General features: G+C 41.4%; 16 protein-coding genes. 9 read left to right on the top strand and 7 right to left on the bottom strand.

Going from position 1 to position 23,676, the window contains the following annotated elements; translation table 11 throughout:
* Positions 1-139: 139 nt before the first annotated feature.
* A complete protein-coding gene (gene polA, locus ACM0OR_RS07160) occupies positions 140-3,052 on the bottom strand; it encodes a DNA polymerase I (protein WP_414575635.1) in 2,913 nt (970 codons plus the stop codon).
* A gap of 362 nt (positions 3,053-3,414) precedes the next feature.
* On the opposite strand from polA, the gene ACM0OR_RS07155 reads away from it, so the two are divergent.
* Complete coding sequence (locus tag ACM0OR_RS07155; RefSeq protein WP_414575634.1) at positions 3,415-4,122, top strand: choice-of-anchor E domain-containing protein; 708 nt, start codon at positions 3,415-3,417, stop codon at positions 4,120-4,122.
* 120 nt (positions 4,123-4,242) lie between these two features.
* Here ACM0OR_RS07155 and ACM0OR_RS07150 read toward each other — a convergent pair whose 3' ends face one another.
* A complete protein-coding gene (locus ACM0OR_RS07150; protein WP_414575633.1) occupies positions 4,243-5,913 on the bottom strand; it encodes a transglutaminase domain-containing protein in 1,671 nt (556 codons plus the stop codon).
* A 357-nt stretch (positions 5,914-6,270) separates the two neighbouring features.
* On the opposite strand from ACM0OR_RS07150, the gene ACM0OR_RS07145 reads away from it, so the two are divergent.
* From ACM0OR_RS07145 to ACM0OR_RS07135, 3 genes are all read left to right on the top strand, one after another.
* Entirely contained in the window at positions 6,271-9,165 is a 2,895-nt protein-coding gene (locus ACM0OR_RS07145; RefSeq protein ID WP_414575685.1) for a cation-translocating P-type ATPase, read from the top strand.
* A gap of 130 nt (positions 9,166-9,295) precedes the next feature.
* The gene (gene recF / locus ACM0OR_RS07140; RefSeq protein ID WP_414575632.1) at positions 9,296-10,417 is read left to right on the top strand and encodes a DNA replication/repair protein RecF; all 1,122 of its coding nucleotides are present in this window, start codon (positions 9,296-9,298) and stop codon (positions 10,415-10,417) included.
* Positions 10,418-10,511: 94 nt separating this feature from the next.
* The gene (locus ACM0OR_RS07135; RefSeq protein ID WP_414575631.1) at positions 10,512-10,925 is read left to right on the top strand and encodes a hypothetical protein; all 414 of its coding nucleotides are present in this window, start codon (positions 10,512-10,514) and stop codon (positions 10,923-10,925) included.
* 178 nt (positions 10,926-11,103) lie between these two features.
* Here the strand turns inward: ACM0OR_RS07135 and ACM0OR_RS07130 are convergent, their stop codons facing one another.
* Positions 11,104-11,562 (bottom strand): MgtC/SapB family protein, encoded by a 459-nt coding sequence (locus tag ACM0OR_RS07130; protein WP_414575630.1) that lies wholly within the window; start codon positions 11,560-11,562, stop codon positions 11,104-11,106.
* A 432-nt stretch (positions 11,563-11,994) separates the two neighbouring features.
* Here ACM0OR_RS07130 and ACM0OR_RS07125 point away from each other — a divergent pair, with 432 nt between their 5' ends.
* Entirely contained in the window at positions 11,995-14,331 is a 2,337-nt protein-coding gene (locus ACM0OR_RS07125) for a putative PEP-binding protein (RefSeq protein ID WP_414575629.1), read from the top strand.
* A gap of 8 nt (positions 14,332-14,339) precedes the next feature.
* Here ACM0OR_RS07125 and ACM0OR_RS07120 read toward each other — a convergent pair whose 3' ends face one another.
* A complete protein-coding gene (locus ACM0OR_RS07120) occupies positions 14,340-15,512 on the bottom strand; it encodes a hypothetical protein (RefSeq protein ID WP_414575628.1) in 1,173 nt (390 codons plus the stop codon).
* A 272-nt stretch (positions 15,513-15,784) separates the two neighbouring features.
* On the opposite strand from ACM0OR_RS07120, the gene ACM0OR_RS07115 reads away from it, so the two are divergent.
* Together ACM0OR_RS07115 and ACM0OR_RS07110 are read left to right on the top strand one after the other, a co-directional pair.
* Positions 15,785-16,582, top strand: coding sequence for a segregation/condensation protein A (locus tag ACM0OR_RS07115; RefSeq protein WP_414575627.1), 798 nt, complete (start codon positions 15,785-15,787; stop codon positions 16,580-16,582).
* 393 nt (positions 16,583-16,975) lie between these two features.
* Positions 16,976-18,145 (top strand): sugar phosphate nucleotidyltransferase, encoded by a 1,170-nt coding sequence (locus ACM0OR_RS07110; RefSeq protein WP_414575626.1) that lies wholly within the window; start codon positions 16,976-16,978, stop codon positions 18,143-18,145.
* A gap of 94 nt (positions 18,146-18,239) precedes the next feature.
* On the opposite strand, the gene speA is transcribed toward ACM0OR_RS07110, so the two are convergent.
* Positions 18,240-20,252 (bottom strand): biosynthetic arginine decarboxylase, encoded by a 2,013-nt coding sequence (gene speA, locus ACM0OR_RS07105; protein ID WP_414575625.1) that lies wholly within the window; start codon positions 20,250-20,252, stop codon positions 18,240-18,242.
* 204 nt (positions 20,253-20,456) lie between these two features.
* Here speA and ndk point away from each other — a divergent pair, with 204 nt between their 5' ends.
* The gene (gene ndk, locus ACM0OR_RS07100; protein ID WP_323267250.1) at positions 20,457-20,906 is read left to right on the top strand and encodes a nucleoside-diphosphate kinase; all 450 of its coding nucleotides are present in this window, start codon (positions 20,457-20,459) and stop codon (positions 20,904-20,906) included.
* A 196-nt stretch (positions 20,907-21,102) separates the two neighbouring features.
* On the opposite strand, the gene ACM0OR_RS07095 is transcribed toward ndk, so the two are convergent.
* Together ACM0OR_RS07095 and ACM0OR_RS07090 are read right to left on the bottom strand one after the other, a co-directional pair.
* A complete protein-coding gene (locus ACM0OR_RS07095) occupies positions 21,103-21,825 on the bottom strand; it encodes a TerC family protein (protein WP_414575624.1) in 723 nt (240 codons plus the stop codon).
* 191 nt (positions 21,826-22,016) lie between these two features.
* On the bottom strand, positions 22,017-22,352 hold the full coding sequence (locus ACM0OR_RS07090; RefSeq protein WP_414575622.1) for a hypothetical protein: 336 nt from the start codon (positions 22,350-22,352) through the stop codon (positions 22,017-22,019).
* 199 nt (positions 22,353-22,551) lie between these two features.
* Here ACM0OR_RS07090 and ACM0OR_RS07085 point away from each other — a divergent pair, with 199 nt between their 5' ends.
* Positions 22,552-23,214 carry a PEP-CTERM sorting domain-containing protein gene (locus ACM0OR_RS07085; RefSeq protein ID WP_414575621.1) on the top strand — a complete coding sequence of 221 codons (663 nt, stop codon included), beginning with the start codon at positions 22,552-22,554 and terminating at the stop codon, positions 23,212-23,214.
* The last annotated feature ends 462 nt before the right edge of the window (positions 23,215-23,676 follow it).

The raw sequence follows: 23,676 nt of genomic DNA, 5'->3' as shown, positions 1-23,676 counted from the left end.
ATTGTGCCAAATTTCTGAGGGTTTGAGCAAGTGTGTTTTTAAACGCCAACACAAATTTTATCTCTTACTCTCCGCGCCTCTGCGCCTCTGCGTGAGGGTGTAGTTAAAAAATAACAAGTCCAGTAGACACACCCTACTTCTACTTTGTTTCCATCCAGTTTTCACCGGCTCTTACTTCTACTAACAATGGGACACTCAAATTTACTGCGCCTTCCATGACTGATTTAATTTGTGGTTGTAATTCTTCCCACTCATCAGGAGGGACTTCAAAGACTAATTCATCATGAACTTGTAATAATAACCGTGCTTGATAGTTTCGCAAAACTTCATGGATTTGCACCATTGCAATTTTGATGATATCTGCACTCGAACCTTGAATTGGCGCATTGGCGGCGGAACGTAGTAAGCCTGCATCGTAAGCACCTAAATTTTTCAATTTACTTAACTCAATGTCTGCTGGGTTACTACCTTTGAGTTTGCGTAAACTGTTGGTGGTAAACTCAAAATAGCGGCGACGACCGAGGATAGTTTCGACATAACCTTGAGATATCGCTTGTTTTTTCACTCCTTCTAGATAAGCAAAAACTTGCGGGTAGCGATCGTTAAACCGTTTAATAAATTCATTGGCTACGTTTTTATCAATTCCAGTAGAACGGGAAAATTTCAGCGAACCCATGCCATAAATTACACCAAAATTAATAGTTTTAGCTACTCTGCGTTCATCGGCTGTAATATCTTCTTTTTCAAAGACTAACTTTGCCGTTACAGTGTGAATATCTTCATTCTGCTGATAGGCTTTTACTAAAACTGGTTCTTGACTTAAATGTGCCAGAATTCTTAACTCAATTTGAGAGTAATCAGCAGCTACCATTAACCAACCTGATTCGGGTAAAAATGCTTTGCGAATTTGCCGACTAAATGCCGTCCGAATGGGGATATTTTGTAAATTAGGATTAGAAGAAGATAGTCTACCGGTTGATGTTGCTGTCTGATTAAAATTAGTATGTACTCTGTGGGTATCTGGGCGTACTAATGCAGGTAAAGCATCTACATAAGTAGACTTTAATTTTGATAAAGTACGATACTCAATAATAGCATTAACGAAGCCAGTTTCATCAACTTCTTGCAGTTTTTCTAGAGTGGCTGCATCTGTAGAGTAACCAGTCTGAATTTTCCGTGAATATTTGGTACTTAATCCTAATTTTTCAAATAATATATGACTCAATTGTTTAGGAGAACCTAAATTAAATTTTTCCCCAGCTATCTCAGTCGCTTGTTCATGTAATCTTGCTAAATCTATTTCTAGTTGCTGTGAAAGTTCCTTTAAATAATCTGAATTAATGCGGAATCCAGTATATTCTACTGTTGCTAAAACTTGTTCTAGCGGTTGTTCTACATCTGTTAATAGTTGAGATAAAGCGGGAATTTTATCTAATTCCTCACGCATTTTCGGCACAAGTTGCAAAGTCGCATAAACTTGCAAACAACAATAATGAGCTACAGCAGAGATATTAATATCTGCAATGGTTTTACCTTTGGGAACTAAATCAACATAGTTTGTTAATATTACTCCCAAATAACGTAAACCTAAATCTGTGAGATTATGGCTAGTGTCTGGATTTAAAACATAACTAGCCAACATGGGGTCAAACACAATGCCCGCTAAGTTAATACCTTGAGTGCGAAAAACTAAGCGGTCAAATTTACCATTTTGGAAAGTTTTGGGATAATCAGCACTTTCTAAAATTGGTTGTAGTGCTTTGAGTGCTAAATCCTTATCTAAATTTTCGCCTATTTTGTGAGAAATGGGAATATAGGCTAATTCATCAGGTGCAGTTCCCCAGCAGCAGCCAATACCTACTAATTCAGCATCTCTTGGTTCTAAATCACTGGTTTCCGTGTCCCAAGCTACAGGATTTTCTGGGTTAGTGAATGTCTGTAATATCTGAATTAATTCTGTTAGTTTAGCTTCAGTATTAATGATGCGCGGTTGAATGGGTGAATCAGTGGGTTGAGAAACATTTGCTGTGTCATCAGCACTGAAAAACCACAAATCTTCATCTTCTGCATCTGTGGTAGGCGATGCTGTGGTAATTTCCTCAACTTGTCCGCCAAACTTTTGCTGTAGTTCGTTGATTTTATTTAAATAGAAGTGAAATTCTAACTTTTCTAAGATGGGAGTCAAAAGGCTATGATCAAAACCTTTGAATTTGGAGTCTTCCAGATTCACTTCTAGGGGAACATCTACAACTATTTTAGCTAAATAGCGCGATTTTTCCGCATTATCTTTGTCTTCTACTAGTTTTTTCCGGATTGCTTCCTTAATTTTATCTAATGCTGCGTAAATCTGATCTAGGGACTCGTAGGAATTTAGTAACTGAACGGCGGTTTTTTCCCCAATACCCTTGACACCGGGAATATTATCTGATTTATCCCCACATAAGGCTTTAAAATCAACAACTTGTGTAGGTAGAATACCGAGTTTTTCTTTAACTTGTTCTGTACTGAATTCAGTGATGCTATTTGTTGAACGCTTGAGCGCATCTGGGCTGAAATTTAAGACAGTAATTTCCTTGGTGGGGTCGATGAGTTGAAATAAATCGCGATCGCCTGTTAAAATTTTCACCTTATACCCAGCAGCTGTGGCTTTCTGCGCCAATGTTCCCAACACATCATCTGCTTCATAACCAGGCGCGGTGTAAATTGGCAGATTGAAACCTTGCAGTAACTCGTGCAGATTTTTCAAGTCTAAAATAAAATCCTCTGGCGTTTCTGCACGGCCAGCTTTATAGGTATCGTCAGCTTCGTGGCGAAAAGTGGGTAAACCCAAATCAAAAGCTACAGCCATTGCTTGCGGCTGTTGTGTATCCATGACTTCCAAGAGTGACTTGAGAAAGCCAAAACATACACTAGTAGGAATCCCCGTTTTAGTACGCAGTCCACCATCTCGTCCTTTGGCAAAAGCAAAGTAAGAACGATAGGCTAGGGAGTGTCCGTCTATCAAGACGAATGTGGGACGGGTAGTAGTTATAGAAGCAGAAGTTTGAGACATAGCAATATTGTAGCCAGAACCTTGTCCTACAAGACCAAGGAATTGGTCAACCCCTACGGGGAATTAAAAATTAAAAATTAAACATTGAAGACCCCCCGGATAAATCCAGGGGCTTGAACTAATGTTGCTTTGCACTTTTTTGTGTCCATAAATAAATTTGGGGGTTTGTATATCCTTTTTTTCTTTGGTCAGTAGTCATTTTTCTCTTCTGCTCCCCACTCACTACTACCTCTATCTTCAATAATTTTTGTAAAATCTTTACAAAAAATTAAGTATATTTCACAGGCCTTTTTATAAAGTTCCAGAGTTAGAAATAGGTGAGTAATCCTGCTGGAAACCATTTTTTAAGAAATTTACCACTTATGACAACAACACTTTTTAAAGCACTTGGTGCTGCTACCACATTGGCAGGAATTATTGCCAGTGCTGGTTCTGCTAATGCTGCTTCCCTCACAAAAACAGCCAGCACTAGCTTTGCACTTACTGACATCATTAATCAATCTATTGGTGTTGAACAATTTAACTCGTCTTTTGGCACTCTGCAAAGTGTAACCATAGACTTTACTGCTGACATTAAAGGAGATGCTGGCTTTGAAAACAGAAGCCCAAATCCGGCTCAAATAACCGTTACACTTGGCAGTAATATCAACTTAAGTCTCAACAACCAGTCTCTATTTACACTAAATCCGCAAAATGTTTCTAGCTACCAAACTGCGGCATATGATGGCATAAATAATTTTGGTGGTACTTCTGGACAGATCGTACCAGGACTAATGGCATCGCAATCTGGCACTTTTGCTTCTACTGATAGCCAGTTTTTACAGTCCTTCGTTGGCAGTGGTAATATGAACTTTATGTTCTCCGCTTTAGCGAACTCAGCCGTTACAGGTTCAGGTAACATCAGTTCTTTTGTAGATACATTAGCTAAAGCGAATATCCAGGTTACGTATGAGTACGATCCTGCTCAGTCTGTACCTGAAGCATCTGCTGTGTTGGGATTGGGTTTAATTGCAGGTATTGGTCTATTATCTCAACACAAAAAAGGCTGGCTCAAAACAGCAAATTCATAGAGTTGCATAAGGTAAGTTTACACCTCCAGAGGAAAGCAAGCTATGGAGAACGGTTATTCATAATCTATTGAACTCACGTTAGCAGTTATCCAGTGACTGATAACTGCTAACTGCTAACTGTTAGAAAGGTGGTAATTCTTGAAGAATTGTAAACCTAATATGATTAATCGCCAAATCACCTATAGGTATATCTTCCTTGGTTAGCCTCTTCCCTTGACTGCTTAATGTCTCAAAAGAGATACCCTTACCAATTTCAATGTGATACCAACATAAGCCCATGAAAAAGCGTGTGGGATAAGGGCCATTATTGCCCAAGTCATCAGGATTAGATTCCATTGGCAACCAGCCAATACCTGGTATATAGAATTCTAACCACACATGATTAAAATCGGGTTGTAGGGGTACTCCTTGATGTTCACTGTGGGGGGGGCATTTATATCTACCGACGGTGCGGCAAGGAATGCCATTTAAACGACACAGTGCTAGTAATACACCCACATACTCACCACAAGAACCTACACCCCTTTCTAAAACGATATCGGGCGTATCAATGTAGGGTTTGATGCCATAGGATAATTCATCGTAAACGTAGTTGCGGATGCTGTACATTTTCCGCAGCAAATTTGTTTCTGAACCGATAGCATCACGGGCAGAACGCCGGACAATGGGGGTATCCATTGCTAAATCATCATTATCGACCAGATAGCGAGTTTGCAGTTCTGGTGATACTTCAGGAATATCTTCCACATCTTTAGGTGTGATACGATACTTGATACCCCGTACTTCTACTTGAGCTTTCCAGCCAAATATGTGGCGTTCGCCAGGGGCGAGGGAATCGAATTTAAATACAGCTACCCGTTGTCCATCAATGATTTCTTCTGTGAAGGGGATACCGATGGGTTCGATGTGTTTCACCTTTTGGCGTTCGGTTTCTGAGGGGAGGGCAATACGCCATTCCACATCAGGTATATATACCTCTTCTAACGGGGCAATTTCCTCAGCGTAGGACATTTCAATCAGATAGCCATTAGAGAGGGCGTATTTTTTATCTGGGTCTTGATAATAATACAGGGGGTGAATAAAAGTGCGATCGCGGTATGTTAATTCATGATTAGGATCAGCATTAGGATTATCCCGAATGTAAGGCTCTTCCGAAGCATAGGCGACAAAAATGCTTTCCTTGCCCGTTTGAGTGTCTAGGTGTACTGCTATGCCTGTAGGCGAATCAAATGGGGTTAAAACGCTGAATCTGACTTCCCCAGTTGCTCGATCCATAGAGTAAACTGTTTGTTCAGTGCGATCGCAAATCCACAGGGTTTCTCGATTGACTGTTAAATTCTCGACCCCAACCCCAGGAGTATAGAATCTAGTAATTTCTTTGCGACTATCACGGTCATAAATCAAGATATAGCCGAGTTTTTGGCAACTAATATAGACTGTGGAATCCCAAACAGCAACACCATCGGCAGTATAGGGCAATGTAGCAAAATGCTCTAAAGCCAAAGACGGGAGTTTGGATACATAAACACTGTTACCACGAGTTACCCACAGGGTATCTTCCCAGATAGCTAAACCTGTCACCTCACTAAATTCTTCCGTTTGGTGAGGGTTGAGAATTCTACTGTTATCGGTAACAGGGTCAATTTCTAATAAATGCCCTTTAATCGTGTCAATCGCAATTAGTCTATCTTGGAGAAACGCAATACCACATAATGTGGCAGCAGTCAATGGTCGAATTGTTCTTTGCCCAAACATTTGGCTAGCTGTCAAACTAGTGGGTGCAAAACTCATATTAAGCATATTTGTCAACGGTTTAGCACACCTAGAATTAATTGTGGCATATCTTTAACTGGAATTGGGGATTGGGAAATGAGAATTGGGGATTGGGTCAAAGAAAGTTAATTCCTGTCACCTGTCACCTTCCCTTCATCGTTTAGGTCGGTCATAATTATGGGTTAAAATGTTGTCTAAAAAACTCTTACCTAGGGAATAATACATATGTTGCGCACAAAAAAATTAATGCTTGCTGAGAATCCAATATCATACTTATACAGCTTGGCAATAGTTGTAATGTAACTTTAGTGGATGGTTTTCCTGCCATCACTAAATTATGATCGAATTCTGTAACCATTTCCTGTGACTTACACAATGTCTGGTAATTCTTTGCCTGTTCGCCCAGTGTCTCCGTCAGGAGAAGGTGTCGCCATTTGGCATAGTTTGGAAGTTGATAAAGCACTAGACCTGCTGGATAGTCATCCAGACAGTGGCTTAACAACCGAAGAAATTGAACAGAGGTTGCAAAAATATGGCCCCAACGAACTAGAAGAACATGGAGGCCGCAACGCCTGGGAAATTTTGCTCGATCAGTTCAAGAACATTATGTTGTTGATGCTGATTGCGGTGGCTTTCATTTCTGGGTTTTTAGATTTTATAGCTTGGCAAACTAATCAGCTCAAGCCTGGAGAAGTGCCATTTAAAGATACGATCGCTATTTTAGCGATTGTGATTCTTAATGGTATTTTGGGCTACGTTCAAGAAAGCCGTGCGGAAAAAGCCCTCGCCGCATTGAAAAAAATGGCTTCTCCCTTAGTGCGAGTCATCCGCAATGGCAAACTGCTGGATGTCGCAGCCAAGGATGTAGTTCCAGGCGATGTGATGCTGATTGAAGCTGGGGTGCAGATATCCGCCGATGGACGCTTGATTGAACAAGCAAATTTACAGGTGCGGGAGTCAGCACTGACTGGCGAAGCAGAAGCTGTGAATAAACAAGCAACTATACAACTACCAGAAGAAACATCTTTAGGCGATCGCATTAATTTAGTTTTTCAAGGTACGGAAGTCGTCCAAGGGCGCGGTAAGGTGCTAGTAACTAATACTGGCATGACTACCGAATTGGGTAAAATTGCTGTGATGTTGCAGTCGGTAGAGAGTGAACCTACCCCCTTACAGCAACGCATGACCCAACTGGGTAATGTGCTGGTGACGGGTTCTTTAGTGCTGGTGGCGATCGTTGTGATCGGCGGTATTATTCAAGCTAGAGGTTTCAGCAATTTACAAGACTTGTTAGAAGTTTCTTTGAGTATGGCGGTGGCTGTTGTGCCGGAAGGTCTACCAGCCGTGATTACCGTGACTTTGGCACTAGGAACTCAGCGCATGATCCGCCGCCATGCCTTAATTCGCAAACTGCCGGCGGTGGAAACTTTAGGATCTGTCACTACTATTTGTTCTGATAAAACCGGGACACTGACTCAGAACAAAATGGTGGTGCAATCAATTTACACCAATCTCACTAACTTTCGAGTCACAGGAGAAGGTTATGCCCCTGTAGGTGAGTTTTACTTAGATGGTGAACCAGATAATGCCATTGTCCCAGATGAGTATCCTGCCATCTCGGCTTTACTAGTGGCTTGTGCTGTTTGTAATGACTCAGTGCTGCAAAAAGAACAAGGGGAATGGGCGATTTTAGGCGACCCTACAGAGGGAGCTTTAGTCACCCTGGCGGGGAAAGTTGGCATTGAAAAAGACCAATGGCATAGTAAATTACCCCGTGTGAGTGAATTTCCTTTTACCTCAGAACGCAAGCGCATGAGCGTGATTACTCAGGTAGAGAAAATAGGAACAGGGGAACAGTCTTTCACAGATGTTGATCCAAAACTTGCCGGGTTGATCAATGGTGAACCTTACATCATGTTTACCAAAGGTTCACCAGAATTAATCTTGGCGCGTTGCAGTGAGATTTATATAAGTACAAACTCAGCACCACTCAGTGAAGAGCAACGTAGTCAAATTTTGGCTCAAAATGACCAAATGGCGAGCAAAGGTCTACGGGTGTTAGGTTTTGCCTACAAACCCCTGGGAGAAGTGCCGCCAGAAGGTTCTGATGAAACCTCAGAGCAGAACTTGGTGTGGTTGGGCTTAGTAGGAATGCTAGACGCACCTCGTCCAGAGGTGAGAGCCGCAGTCCAAGAGTGCCGGGAAGCTGGGATTCGTCCGGTGATGATTACTGGCGACCATCAACTAACTGCACGAGCGATCGCCACGGATTTGGGTATTGCTCAAGAAGGTGACAGAGTTCTCACTGGTCAAGAATTGCAACGCATGAGTGACCAGGAACTAGAAGAGCAAGTTGACCTAGTAAGCATTTATGCCAGGGTAGCCCCAGAACATAAACTGCGGATTGTGCAAGCACTGCAACGCCGGGGTAGATTTGTTGCCATGACAGGGGATGGTGTGAACGATGCCCCCGCTTTAAAACAAGCTGATATCGGGATTGCGATGGGTATTACTGGTACTGATGTCAGTAAAGAAGCCAGTGATATGGTGCTACTGGATGACAACTTTGCTACTATCGTCGCTGCCACAGAGGAAGGTAGGGTAGTTTACACCAACATCCGCCGTTTTATTAAATACATCCTCGGCAGTAACATTGGGGAAGTTCTCACCATCGCCGCCGCACCACTTTTAGGGTTGGGCGGTGTTCCACTTACACCTTTACAAATTTTGTGGATGAATTTGGTGACAGACGGTTTACCTGCTTTAGCCTTAGCAGTAGAACCACCAGAACCCGATGTAATGAAACGTCCCCCCTTCAGTCCCCGTGAAAGTATTTTTTCTAGGGGTTTGGGTTCTTATATGATTCGGATTGGGATTGTTTTCGCCATCATCACAATTATTTTGATGCAGTGGGCATACCATCATGCCAGAGCCTACACAGAGGGAGGACTTGACCCTGAGCGTTGGAAAACAATGGTATTCACGACTTTATGTCTAGCTCAGATGGGTCATGCTATAGCCATTCGCTCAAATAATCGCCTAACCATAGAAATGAATCCCTTCTCTAATCTATTTGTATTAGGGGCTGTAATTGTCACCACGATTTTGCAACTAATGCTGGTTTATGTTCCACCCCTGCGAGCATTCTTTGGCACTCAATGGCTACCCCCCACAGAGTTGGCGATTTGTTTTGGTTTTAGTGCCTTAATGTTTGTCTGGATTGAAATGGAGAAACTCTTCTTCCGCTTTATGGGCAAAAAGACTGTGTAGAAGAGGAATACAAGGGAACAGGTGACAGGTGACAGGGGACAGGAAAGAAGCAGAACGGTAAAGGAGACAAGAAATAATTTTTTAACTTTTGACTTTGGACTTTTTTCTGCCCCATTCCTAATTCCTGATTATGTACCTAAAAACCCTACACCTCCGGCATTTTCGCAACTACCAAGACCAAGAAGTGGAATTTACTGCTGCTAAAACAATTTTGGTAGGTAATAACGCCCAGGGAAAGTCTAATTTGTTGGAAGCAGTGGAGTTATTGGCAACATTGCGATCGCATCGCATGGGACGCGATCGCGATTTCGTCCAAGAGGGTGAACCAGTAGCTAAAATTAGTGCCACTGTCGAACGACAAAATGGCGTAAGTGACTTAAGTTTAACTCTCCGTCGCAACGGTCGCCGGAGTGTGGCATTAAATGGGGAGACTTTGCGGCGACAAATGGACTTTTTGGGCGTACTCAATGCCGTCCAGTTTTCCAGTTTGGATTTAGAATTAGTCCGTGGTAGTCCTGAAGTCCGGCGCAATTGGTTAGATACGCTGTTAATTCAGCTAGAACCGGTTTATGTTCACATTTTGCAGCAATATAACCATGTGTTGCGCCAACGTAACGCCCTATTAAAAAAGTTACAAGACTCAGCACCCAGCACTCACAACTCAGAACTCGCCCTTTGGGATGCACAATTAGCCATCACAGGGACAAGGGTAATTAGAAGACGCGATCGCGCTCTACAAAGACTTGCTCCCCTGGCTGCTGCTTGGCACTCTAGCATTAGTGGTAGTACAGAAGTTTTACAAATTACATACGCCCCTAATGTTCCCTTAATCCAAACCCATCCCGAAGAAGTACAGCAAGCTTTTTTAACCAAAATACAGCAGCGAGCCGTTGCTGAACTACACCGAAATACTACCCTGGTAGGCCCTCATCGTGATGAAGTAGAATTAACAATCAATCAAACTCCGGCTCGTCAATACGGTTCTCAGGGTCAGCAGCGAACACTCGTACTAGCATTAAAACTAGCAGAATTGCAACTAATTGAAGAAGTTATCAAAGAGCCACCATTACTTTTACTTGATGATGTTCTAGCTGAACTAGATCCTTCCCGCCAAAATCAATTGCTTGATGCGATTCAAGACCGCTTTCAAACCTTAATTACTACCACTCACTTGAGTTCTTTTGACTCTCAGTGGTTGAATTCTTCTCAAGTTATTTGCGTACAAGCAGGGAAAATAAGTAAGTCAGCGTAAATATTTGCTGATCTTCAGAAATGAAATTTTATTCAATTAACAAATAAAATATTTTTATTGCTAATAAATATTCCTTTTACACAAAAGATTGCATATGCAAGAACCAAATCTTATAATCAATCAGAGTGAAATTGTATCACTAGGCGCATCGTTAAGAAAAATCGAACAAAAAATCCTCAAACAAAATTCCGAAGAAGGTAAGTCTAAGATTTGGTTTCAAGGAGAAGAACCGTATTTTGATGTTTTCTTTGAATTTGAACATGATGAAATATTATGGTTTCAAGTTACATTACGTGGTAAATCACTTTCATGGGATCGAAAAAACTATCAATTACAAACAGGAATGACCAATGAGTTAAGTATTTATGATGCTAGTTTTTATGCAGCTAGTAAGACAATTGAAAATGATATTAAAACAGATAATGAATTTATCTATTTAGTTAAATCAATCCTTGAAACAAGGACAGAAGAAGTCGTTTTCGCTAAAGCACTAGAATTATTTAATTAGTGAAAGGAGATAGAGAGACATACTTCCCTACGGGATGCTACGTGTTGGCGTGCTGCACTCAGCGTTCCGTTCGCGGTAGCGTCTCTAAAGAGAAGCAAATAGAGAGAAAGTAGAGGAAAACTGTGCTTACTAAACTAAGAATAGAGGAAAAAGGCAAATAAGGGAGAAAGAAGCGTCACTAATGACTATTTTCCAATCTTTTGAAAAAGTTCAAAATAGCAAAAGTGATTATACCACCAATCAAACTCAACTGCCACAAACCACATCCAGCTACAATTCCCAATGCAGCTGATACCCAAATGGCTGCTGCTGATGTTAGTCCGCGAATTTCTACGCGGTTTGATCCTTGAGAAGATTGGCTGACAATTTCTCCAGCCCCTAGAAATCCTACACCAGTTGCAATGCCTTGAATGACTCGACTAAGAACTTCAGAGATAGTTTCTGATGTAGTTATTTGCAGAGGTATAAGAGTAAATATAGCTGCACCAAAACTTACCAACATATGAGTTCTTAACCCGGCTGGTTTTTGCTGAATTTCTCGTTCTAAACCAATAATTGCTCCACTTAGTAAAGCCAGACAAAGTCTGAAAATGATGTTCACCAAATCATGAGGTTCAATGTGGTAAGTGTTTAACACTTCTATATCTAAAATAAGAGAGACTGTATTCTAGGTTAATTGATGAATTCTTACACTACTTTATGATCACCAAAAAACTTTACTCTATTAGCATAATCTATGAATCAAATCTGTACACAGAAAAAAAGTTTTCCTTTGAATGACTCTTGGAGAGTTATATCTGGGTAAAAATTCCATACAAGCACATATAAATATAGAATTAGATTTAATTGGCAATTCACTAGTAAAGTTTGACAGAAATATCTACTTTGTTGAGAAATGCAAAACAATTCTGCAATAAGCGTTCATACCTCCTGTCTCTGTCCTTTGTATATTAGTATATGAAGTTGGTAACATTACTACACTTAATTTATCAGTCCTTCTTCCTGGGAGATATTAAGTAGGTTGGATAGCTGTAGCTGTAAACTAACAAATGACAATCAAAAAAATTGAGTGGATAGACTCTATTGGCTTGACCAAATTAAACTGCAAGACCGCACCAAGGTAGGTGATAAAGCGTTTTACTTGAGTAGACTCAGACAGCGTGGCTACCCGGTTGTCCCTGGTTTTGTAGTTCCAGAAGAATTGCTGCGGCTATTTTTAGAAACTCTCAACACATCAGAGTCACTAGTCGCTAACTTACCCAATTCTTCTTTGCACTTGGATGTAGGTAACTGGCGGCAACTTCAGCAAGTGGCTAGTCGTTTACGTCAGGAAATTATTAATGCAAATGTACCGCAAGAATGGGTGAGTACCATTTTTACATCAGCAAAAGAATGGCAAGCTGAGTATTTAATATTACGCCCAACCCTAGCAACGCCGAAGTTGAGGAATACTGGCGGATTGCTGGAGTCAAGTTTTTGCCCCTGTGATGAAGTGGCGATCGCTTCCTCCCTAAAAAATATCTGGAGTCAACTGTTTCGCGCCAAAAGCCTACTATATTGGCGACGCATGGGAATTAACCTGCAACAAGTTAATTTAGGAATTCTCATCCAACCGGTCAGAAATGCGATCGCTAGCGGTTTGCTGAAGGTGAATGCTACGGGATGGATTATCCAAGCAACTTGGGGGTTAGGAAATGCGATCGCTCAAGGTGAAGTTTTGCCAGATACCTACTACATTCAACAAGAAACAGGTGTGATTTTAGAAAGGCATTTGGGTAACAAAATCCTGGCTTATCACCTGAATCATGATCAACCAGTCTTAACCATCGATCACAGTATCCCCAATGTCTATTTAGTTGAGGAAGCCCAACAACAAGAATACGCTTTACAAGAAGAATTACTTCAACAAGTAATAACCCTAGGGCATCAGCTTGTCAGTGAGTTAGGCAAAAACTTTACGATTGAGTGGACAATTGCCGAAGAAAACTCAGTTCCCCGTCTCTACATCACCCAAGTTAGCACCCCCAAATCAGCAATTCCCAATTTACAGTTCATTAAAGGTGTTGGTGCAGCTGGGGGACGGGTAACAGCAAATGCTCATGTAGTAGTCAATCCCCAATTAAAACCAGCACAATTACCCAAAAAAGTAATTTTAGTAGTACCAAAAATTACGGCGGATTGGTTGCCACTGATGGAACAGGTCGTGGGTTTGGTGACAGCAGAGGGAGGTATGACTAGTCATGCAGCGATTTTGGCTAGAGAATTGGGCATTCCCGCCGTAGTCAATGCAGCAGATGCAACAGTGATTATTCACAATGGAGAACGTCTACTTGTGGATGGCGATCGCGGCGAGGTGTATCGTCTGCGGGATGATGAAGTCAGCGAGGGGGAAACTCAAAAGCTAAAGACACCCCTACAACCCCTGACACCCTCACCCCAAACTGTTGTTACTTCCCACTTACCAATGATTGCTACCCAACTGTTGGTTAATCTCAGCCAAACTAGTTTAATAGAGCAAGTACAAAAGTTACCTGTGGATGGCGTGGGATTATTACGCTCAGAACTCATGCTAATCTCACTCCTCAAGGGTGAACATCCCCATCTTTGGGTAATAGAGGGGAGGCAATCAGAATTATTAGCATATTTGACTGAACAAATTACCCAATTCGCCCGTGCTTTTGCCCCCAGACCAGTTTTTTATCGCTCCTTAGATTGGCGATCGCACGAATTATCATCAACTAATTTACCATCTACACAGCAATCAGTTTTAGGCGATCGCGGGACATTTAGCTATGTTCAAAATTCTGCCGTTTTTGATTTAGAATTGACTGCCATAGCCAATGTCCAAAAAGCCGGCTATGGGAATATTCACCTGATTTTACCTTTTGTTCGCAGTGTCGCTGAGTTTAGTTACTGTAAACAAAAAGTTGAGCAAATCGGCCTCACCCAAATACCCCAGTTTCAATTGTGGATCATGGCTGAAGTCCCCAGCGTCTTGTTTTTGCTCCCAGAATATATCAAAGCAGGAGTAGCAGGTATTTCCATTGGTACAAATGACCTCACCCAATTATTGTTGGGAGTAGACCGCGAACAAGCACAATTAACAAGGGTATTAAATGAACGTCATCCGGCGGTGATGGCGGCAATTTCGCAACTTATCCAAATGTCAATAGATGCGGGTATACCTTGCTCCATCTGCGGTCAAGCACCAGCCACCTATCCAGAAATGATTGATCAACTGGTAAAATTGGGCATTACTTCTATTTCCGTAGAACCGGAAGCAGTAGAGCGGACATATCAAGCGATCGCTCGTGCTGAACAACGTTTAATATTAGCAACAGCGCGTCAAGTCGCTTCCCTACGGGACGCTACGCGAACTCTACAATTCAAAATTAAAGACAATTAGTGGGAGCTTCAATATCGGAAAATTGCTGCTACTAGCTGATTATTTGGCATTTCTTCTGGCTCAACGGTGTAAACATGACCACCATTTAAGAAGGTGTGAACAGCAGCAAAATCTAACATATCCTCATCATCTGGCTGGGGTTCGGGGTGTAAGTCTACAGTCATGGTATCGGGGTCAAACTTACCCCAAACTTGTTGTCCTAGAGATACAAACAAAGTGTCAACCTTTTGATAATAGGCGGCTGGGACAATTTCTTTGATGTCACCAGAGGCCTGAGCAACATTTTCTCCAGCTAGTTGTTCATAAAGTGCGATCTCTTCCTGCTGTTTTTGTTGCGCTAACGGTGACACAATTGGCCAAGCTTGATGGTGTAATTCTTCCAGGTTTGTCACTTCGTGATTACCAGTTATCCCCTCTTCCAGCAAATGGGGATAGGTATTTGCCTGCTGATAAAGTGGGTGAAGATACTCAACCCCTGCCACAATTAAAGGTGCTTGTTTATCTCTTAGTTTGTCATGTAATGCCTGATCAACGGCGTAGCAAAATTGTAAAATGCCAGCTTGAGGTCTATCCTGCTCTGGACTTCCCTCCCCGTGAAATTGACCAGGGTGCTGAAAAGGATTAGCCGTTCCCCCTCTTGATGTGGCAATTCGGTGCTGTACGCCTTTTTCTGAGTTATCCTGCATGAGCAGCACTTCTTCTACATTTTTCGGCATATTTTCTACTTCCACTTCTCTAATGTCATAGTAGTCGCCCTCAAAGAAGCGGACATCTTGTTGGCTCAAAGTCAGGAGATAAAATTGGCGATCGCTATTAATTAAATGCAGTAATGGCTTGAGGTGAAATTTATTACCAACAACTACTAACTCTGGCGATTCAATTGGTAAACAATAATGCCAAAATATTTCTGGGGAAATAAAGATGGCTAATCCCTGGTCTTGGTGTTCCCAAAAATCATTCTGATCCAGTTCCATTGCAGGTTGCAGAAAGTTTATCGCCTCTGTAGAACGCATTCCTATTGCTTCTAAACGTTCTTGAGCTTCACGGATGACATTTTTAAATCGAATGGGATTTTGTCTGATCTCTGCACCTAATTTTTGCATCGGTATGTACAGAGAGACGCAAGGTGTCTGGGAATTATCAACAAGAGTTTTTAATTCATCAATAGATAGTAGCGTCATATTATTGAATTCCTATCTTCATGAAATAAAATTAAATTGTGTACTTTTATTTCAATTCATAATTGAGAAAAAATCATCTTTCTTTTGATAAGAATTGAACTATATGTACACCTTTCCTAAGTAAGATAAATCTCCTCATATTTCTATTAGATTGGTGAAAATGAGGATAAAAATATAAGATTATAATAATTTTTCTCTCTACACCACACTATGTGCTTATATAGTTGTCAACAAAATACTTCAAGTAAAAACTTGCACCATCAAAAATCAGCATGGATGCTTCCGAGCTATTAGAAACAATTACACTCCTAATTGAGCAAGCAGAACAAGGAGACATAGATCCTTGGGATGTCCAAGTAATTGAGGTGATTGACCGTTATTTGGAACTGATGACACCAAAGACAACAGCTAGAGGGTACGAAGCTGACTTGTCTCAATCTGGACAGGCTTTTTTATCGGCATCAATGCTCGTTCTGTTCAAAGCAAATACTTTGATGCAATTGTCAACAGCAGCCGTTGAACTAGAAGCTGTAATAGATGATACCTTATTAGATAGTGAAAACGGACTATTGCATCAAGGTCATCGTTTACAGTTAGAGCGACATTTGCGCCGTCGTCCATCTGCAATGCCGCCACCAAAACGCCGCGTGACACTGCAAGAGTTAATCCAGCAACTGCAAATCATGGCGAACCAGCTCAAGCTGGTGCAGAAAGTTAGTAAACCTATCCGAGCTAAACGCCAACCCAGTGTCAAAAGTATGCGTGAGGCACTGGAGTTAGCGCACCAAGAAAATTTAACGGAGGTAGCTGGTGAATTAGAACAAGTATTGCTCTCTTCCGCACAAGAGTTACTTTTAGAGCAAAATTACTTAGATTTAGAACAACTAGTACAATTATGGACTCAGACCAAGCCAGCACCTCAAAATAGCTCGCACCATGAATCAGAAAATAGCAATTTAGTTAGTGTTTTCTGGGCTTTGCTGCTGCTATCGGCTCAATCCAAAGTAGAGCTGTTTCAGGAAGAGTTTTACCAAGATATTAAAATTAGGTTAATTACAGATCACAGCTAAGGGAACACCAAAAAATAAATTATTCCTAAACTGGCTGTTATTAGGGTGCGTCAGTACGAATAATTCCTGGGTATTTCCAGGTTTTCTCTGACTGAAGCACCCTAGATAGGGGATATTTTTTGATTTGGACTAACACCTGTCACTATTGGGAGTAGCCATTGAAATTCCGGGAATCTACAGACGACGGCTTCAGTCAAAGCTAAAATCCGATTATCTTAAAAAGGTAAGCGATCGCTTGTCATTTGTCCGTACCTCTGCTTGCATTAATCAGTAGATTCCTGTTATCCCTGTTGACAGAGGTTAATCAACTGTTACTTAGAGCAGACATAAAAACTGATGATTAAGTATCATTCAATGAAAGTAAACTGGCTGGTGGTTGAGGAATAAACTTTTATGAAAGCGATGATTCTCGCAGCAGGTAAAGGTACTCGTGTCCGTCCGATTACCTATACGATTCCCAAACCGATGATTCCTATCCTGCAAAAGCCAGTGATGGAATTTTTACTGGAACTTCTCCGCCAACATGGATTTGACGAGATTATGGTCAACGTCAGCCATTTGGCTGAGGAAATTGAAAACTATTTCCGTGATGGTCAACGGTTTGGCGTACAGATTGCCTATTCTTTTGAAGGGAAAATCGACGATGACGGTAAGCTGGTAGGGGAAGCTATTGGTTCGGCGGGAGGGATGCGGCGCATCCAAGATTTTTCCCCATTTTTTGATGACACCTTTGTAGTTTTGTGCGGTGACGCTTTAATTGACCTAGATTTGACTGAAGCTGTTAAGTGGCATAAATCCAAAGGATCAATTGCGACTATCATCACCAAATCTGTTCCCAAAGAGGAAGTTCCTAGTTACGGTGTCGTAGTTACTGATGAAGATAGCCGTGTCAAAGCCTTCCAAGAAAAACCCTCAGTAGAGGAGGCACTTAGCACTAATATCAACACAGGTATTTACATTTTTGAGCCAGAAGTCTTTAAATACATCCCTTCTGGTGTGGAATATGACATTGGTGGTCAATTATTTCCCAAACTAGTAGAAATAGGTGCGCCCTTCTATGCCATTCCTATGGACTTTGAATGGGTGGATATCGGTAAAGTTCCAGACTACTGGAGGGCAATTCGTGGGGTGTTATCAGGTGAAATCAAAAATGTGCAAATCCCTGGTCACGAAGTTGCTCCTGGTATCTACACTGGTTTAAATGTGGCTGTGAATTGGGACAAGGTAGATATCACAGGCCCTGTTTACATTGGTGGTATGACCAGAATAGAAGATGGTGCAAAAATCGTTGGCCCGGCGATGATTGGCCCCAACTGTTGGATATGCAGTGGCGCAACAGTCGATAACAGCGTCATCTTTGAATGGTCACGCTTGGGTGCTGGAGTGAGATTGGTTGATAAGTTGGTGTTTGGGCGTTACTGCGTAGATAAAACCGGATCAGCTATTGATGTGCAAGCTGCTTCTCTAGATTGGTTGATTACGGATGCACGACAAGCACCACCAGAACACACTCCCGTAGAACGCCAAGCGATTGAGGAGTTGCTGGGAACAAATGTGAGTTAGGAAATGGGGAATGGGGACAAACCAATTCAAAATTCAAGAATTTTTGACTTTTGACTTTTGACTTTTGACTTTTTTCTGCCCCAATCCCCAAATCCTAGCTATTCAGATATGTGTATCTTCTGAGACTTTGCTCATAGGTTTGCAATAGTCTTTGAGATTCAGCTAGAGTAATGCGCTTTTCTTCTAAGGCTTTTTCACAACGCTGGCGGATATTTTCTACCAAATCCTCGGAGTCATACTGCACGTAGCCAACTACTTCGCTCATCGTGTCGCCTTTGACTACGTGTTCGATTTGGTAGCCTTTGGGTGTCAATTGAATATGAACTGCGTTGGTGTCGCCAAAGAGGTTGTGTAAATTGCCCATGATTTCTTGGTAAGCTCCATTGAGGAACATTCCCAGATAGTAGGGTTCTCCTGGTTGGAAAGTGTGCAACTCTAAAACTGATTTGACATCACGCAAGTCAATAAAACGGTCGATTTTGCCGTCGCTATCACAGGTGAGGTCTGCTAAAATTCCGCGTTGTGTTGGTTCTTCGTCTAGACGATGAATGGGCATAATTGGGAATAGCTGATCGATCGCCCAACAATCTGGTGCTGATTGGAACACTGAGAGATTGATATAGTAGATGGAAGCCATGATTTTCTCTAGGTCTTCCAATTCATCGGGTACGTAATCATGCTGTCTGATAATGTTCAGAATTTTTTGACAGCAAGCCCAGTATAGGCGTTCGGCTTTAGCTCGTTCCCGGAGGCGCAAAATTCCCAAATTAAAGCGGCTGATAGCTTCTTCTTTAAATTGGGTTGCGTCGTGATAGAACTCTTGATAGTTCTCTTTGTTAATTGATTGGTAGGTTTCCCACAGATAATTAATCACTGGGGATTCGCCTTCCTGAAACGGTTCTGGTAAATCGAGGGGGACATCGCTGGTACTAAGAACATCAAAAATTAGTACCGACTGATGGGAAGAAATCGCCCGACCACTTTCACTAATCAGTGTAGGTACAGGTATCTGACGTTCTGCACAGGTATCTTTTAACTCTGCTACGATGTCGTTAGCATAGTTCTGCATATTGTAGTTTTTCGAGGCGTAGAAGTTGGTTTGAGAACCGTCATAATCTACACCCAAGCCACCACCAACATCAAGATATTTCATATCTGCACCTTGATCTGCTAGTTCCACATAGATGCGGCTAGCTTCTTGGATGGCATCTTTAATGACGTTAATAGCGGAAATTTGCGAGCCGATATGGAAATGCAATAACTGCAAAGAACTGAGTAAATCCGCATCGCGCAACTTGTCAACCGCTTGGATAATTTCGGGAATCGTCAGCCCAAACTTAGCGCGATCGCCTGTAGATGTACCCCAGCGTCCCATTCCTTGGGTGCTTAATTTGGCGCGTACACCCAAAATTGGTTTAATTCCCAATTGGTGGCTAGCAGCAATCACCAAATCGACCTCTTCCACCTGTTCTAAGACGATAATAGGTGTTTGTCCTAGTCTTTGGGACAACATCGCCGTTTCGATGTATTCCCGGTCTTTGTAGCCGTTGCAAACGAGCAGTGCGCCTGGGGTATCCAATAAAGCTAAGGCAATCATCAATTCTGGTTTAGAACCGGCTTCTAAACCAAACTGATGGGGTTTGCCAAATCTGACTAAATCTTCGATCAAATGACGTTGCTGATTACACTTGACAGGAAACACGCCACGATATACACCAGGGTAATTATAACGGGCGATCGCTTTCGCAAAACAAGCATTTAACCGTTCAATCCGGTCTTCCAAAATATCTGAAAAGCGAATCAGTAGGGGAAGCCCCAAATTACGCTGTTTCAAGGCGTTGACGAGTTCAAACAAATCCAGAGAACCCCCGCGATCACCTTTGGGAGAAACAGTCACATGACCAGCCGCATTAATCGAAAAATAAGGTTTTCCCCAACCTTCAATCCGATATAAATCTTCGCTATCCTCAATTTTCCAAGCGCGAGATACATCTCCTGTACTTGGTGGTAACAGCTTTTTCTGTTTGTGACCTTTTCCTTCGAGTTTGTTGCCGTTGGACGGTACTTTTACCACCTCGTCTGATGTAGCAGTTGATTCAACACCCATGTCTGACCTCTGTGTTTCACCCACGAATAAACAATTTAACGCATTCATTTGGTAACGTATATGCACTCAGAGATAATTTCTGAGATAAACTCTGATTGGTCAACGTCAGTGGTCAATGGTCAATAGCAAAAACTTGTAGACTATCGACTTTTGACTATGGACTTTTGACTAAATAAAAATTTTATTAAGTTTTGGGAGATAACTTTGGAACGCACATTCTTAGCAATTAAGCCTGATGGCGTACAACGTGGACTGGTAGGCGAAATTATCCGTCGCTTTGAAACCAAAGGTTTTACCCTTGTTGGTTTGAAGTTTTTAAAAGTCAGTCAGGAATTGGCCCAAAAACACTATGATGTCCACCGCGAAAGACCATTTTTTCCCAGTCTAGTTGAATTTATCACTTCTGGCCCAGTGGTGGCAATGGTTTGGGAAGGCGATGGTGTGATTGCTGCTGCAAGAAAAATGATTGGTGCGACAAATCCCCTAACCGCAGAACCAGGAACAATTCGGGGCGATTTTGGGATTAATATCGGTCGTAACCTGATCCACGGTTCTGATGCACCGGAAACTGCTGTACGGGAAGTTAGCTTGTGGTTCACGGATGCAGAATTAGTCAATTGGCAACCTCATTTAACACCTTGGTTGCACGAGTGATTGAGTGCTGAGTGCTGAGTTCTGAGTTTTGAGTGCTGAGTTCTGAGTCGGGAGTCGGGAGTTGGGAGTTGGGAGTAGAGACAGAGAAAAACTTCTACCTTCCAGTCCCCAGCTTGTTAATTTTGGATTTGCAATTTTAGATTTTAGATTTTAGATTGAATAATCTAAAATCTAAAATTCCTGGTCTCCAATTCCCTCACTTCGTTACTTCACTTTTTTCTGGTTCAACTTGGGGTACTTCAATGAGAGTACGTTTAGAGAATCCCCAAGCGAAAATTAAACCGATCGCAGTAATCATTACCCATTCTGGTGGGACAAAATCATCGTTTACTACCTTCAATAACAGGCGTAAACCCACCAACGAAACTGTGATATATCCGGCATCTTCTAGGTTCTCAAATTCATCTAACCAACGGATAAATAAGCCAGCCATGAAGCGTAGAGTAATAATACCTATGGTTGTTCCCGTTAGCACTAGCCACTTTTCTTGAGATACTGCGATCGCAGTTGTGACGCTATCTAAAGAAAATGCTAAGTCAGTAAAAGCAATTACTGGTATTGCTCGCCACAATGAGCTAAAACGCGGCCCGTGGTGATGGTCGTCTTTTGTTTCTGCTGAAGAAAAGTGTTGGAATACCAACCATAGGAGGTATACAGCACCCAACAGTTCAAATTGCCAGAATTTTTGGATCTCAGTGGCAGTCAACAGTAAGGTGATTCGCAGCACATAGGCAAAGACTAAACCAATGTTGAGTGCCTGACGTTCCAGTTTTTTATCTTCTAGTCCTTGGGCTATGGCGGCAAGCGCGATCGCATTGTCAGCAGATAGCACTGCTTCTAAAAGTATCAGTATCAGCAGGACTATAGAGGCTTCAATGCTGAGATGAAAGTGCAGGTAATCAAAAATTTGGTCTAGCATTCCAGGTTTCTCAAGCAGGGAAAATTTAAAAGTAGCAGGGATAGTCAGTTTAATCTAAAAAGTGCAACAAATTGCTACCCTAATCCAGCTTAACGTGTAGGTGCTACATTCTGGGGAATTTATGATCTATGCGATCGGCTAGCAAGTAAGTCACTATGGTGTAATCCAATATACCCAAGGATAAACCTGATTCAAAAACTAATCCTATTACAGTAGTATTTGGCTTCCTGTTCTAGTTTTACAACTTCTCTGTTCCACATTTCAAGCTTATCTTCTCTCTCTCTCAATTTATCTGCGTTAGGATTTCTGTAAGTTTCAGTAGCAGTGTTGGGTCTAATTCCACTAGTTGTTAGCCATTGGCGACAAAAGAATTGCCAAAGATAAACGTGATCGTGCTTATCACCACCTAAACAGCGAATTTTTTTAACAGATAGTGGAGAATCACCAAAAAGAATTTGCTGATTTCTCAAGTTATTCTCCAACAAGCGCGTTTCACTACCTCTTCCACGGAAAAATTCTACTACCAACCACTCACCAAAATCAAAAATACAAACTTCAGTGCGATCGCTAGCACCTCTCCGTACAACCCCTCCTCGAAGGTATTAAATCTTTCTAAAAATAAATTTTCTTTAAGATAAAAGAAAAACTGTTCCTAAGCACTAGAGAGTCATGCTATTGTTCGCAACATCAAAAGTCAAAACCTATTTTTGAGGAATAGATAAAACGATGATTAATGTAAATAGGTCAATAGCTACTACTGGAATGGTACTGGTTCTCCTGGGTATAGGGGTAAATAAAGCTGAAGCAATAGCAATTACAGGAGAACCAGTCGGGCTAACTAATCCAACTAATGTTATTAACTTTGATGAGCTTGGTAATCTACAAAACCAAGTAATAACAAACCAATTTGCATCCTATGGTGTAACATTCAGTAATAACTTTTTATGGGACAATGCTACATTCGGGCAGTCTGGTTCTATCGGTTTCTCTGGAGGTGCTATACGTAGCCCCTTTCCTGGTACTTCTAGAGTTATTTCCTTCCTCAATCCTGTTACAGATGCTGCTTTTGCTGCTGTTGATCAAAATGCAGCATTAACTGTTAAGGCATGGTTAGGTGGCGTAAACGGTACTTTAGTTGAGACTTTTACCCGAAGTATTCCCTTCAATCCTGGTTCTGGTTTTATAGGATTTAAGGACATTTTATTTGATACCATTGAGCTAAATATAAACTCTGGAATTTCGATTGATACACTTCAATTTAATCCTGCTCCTCCAAATCCTGTACCCGAACCTATTACTATACTTGGTCTTGGTATAGGTAGTGTAGGCATGGCTGTATTAAAGCGCAAGTACGGCAAAAAAGAAACTCAAGGAAAAGCACCAGTTTAATCACAACTCAATAGTTTGCTTAAGTCAAAAGTAAGGCTAGATTCTCTTCAGAATGTATTGTTTGTCAAATAAAGTTTGTGAAAAACTAAATAGCATTAACATTGACAAAGAAACATTAATCTTCAAATTCAGTGTGTTTTCTATTTTTTATTATTATAACTAGCTTTAATTAGAACTAATTTGTAAACTAAAGTGAAATCCTCACCTTGTAAAGGTTTCAGGAATCTGAGTTAATCAAGCACTTATTCGCTGAAATTAAAGCCTAGTAAAGAGTTGAGCGTCCTTAAGATTTCCTTTGCAAATCAGTTCTAAATGTAAAATAAAGTAATTCAATAAAGTTAGATATTACAGATGCTAATGAGTGTGTTTTTGCATTTTTTCAAACTAAAGATTTATGTGTGCTTAAGTAACCTGAGTTCGGGTTAAACATATGAAGGTAAAAGCCACTCAAGTTGAAGGCTA

Origin of the sequence: Anabaena sp. CCY 9402-a, assembly GCF_963920945.1 — a bacterium.
GTDB classification, from domain to species: domain Bacteria; phylum Cyanobacteriota; class Cyanobacteriia; order Cyanobacteriales; family Nostocaceae; genus Trichormus; species Trichormus minutissimus.
This window is presented reverse-complemented; position numbering and strand designations above follow the sequence as displayed.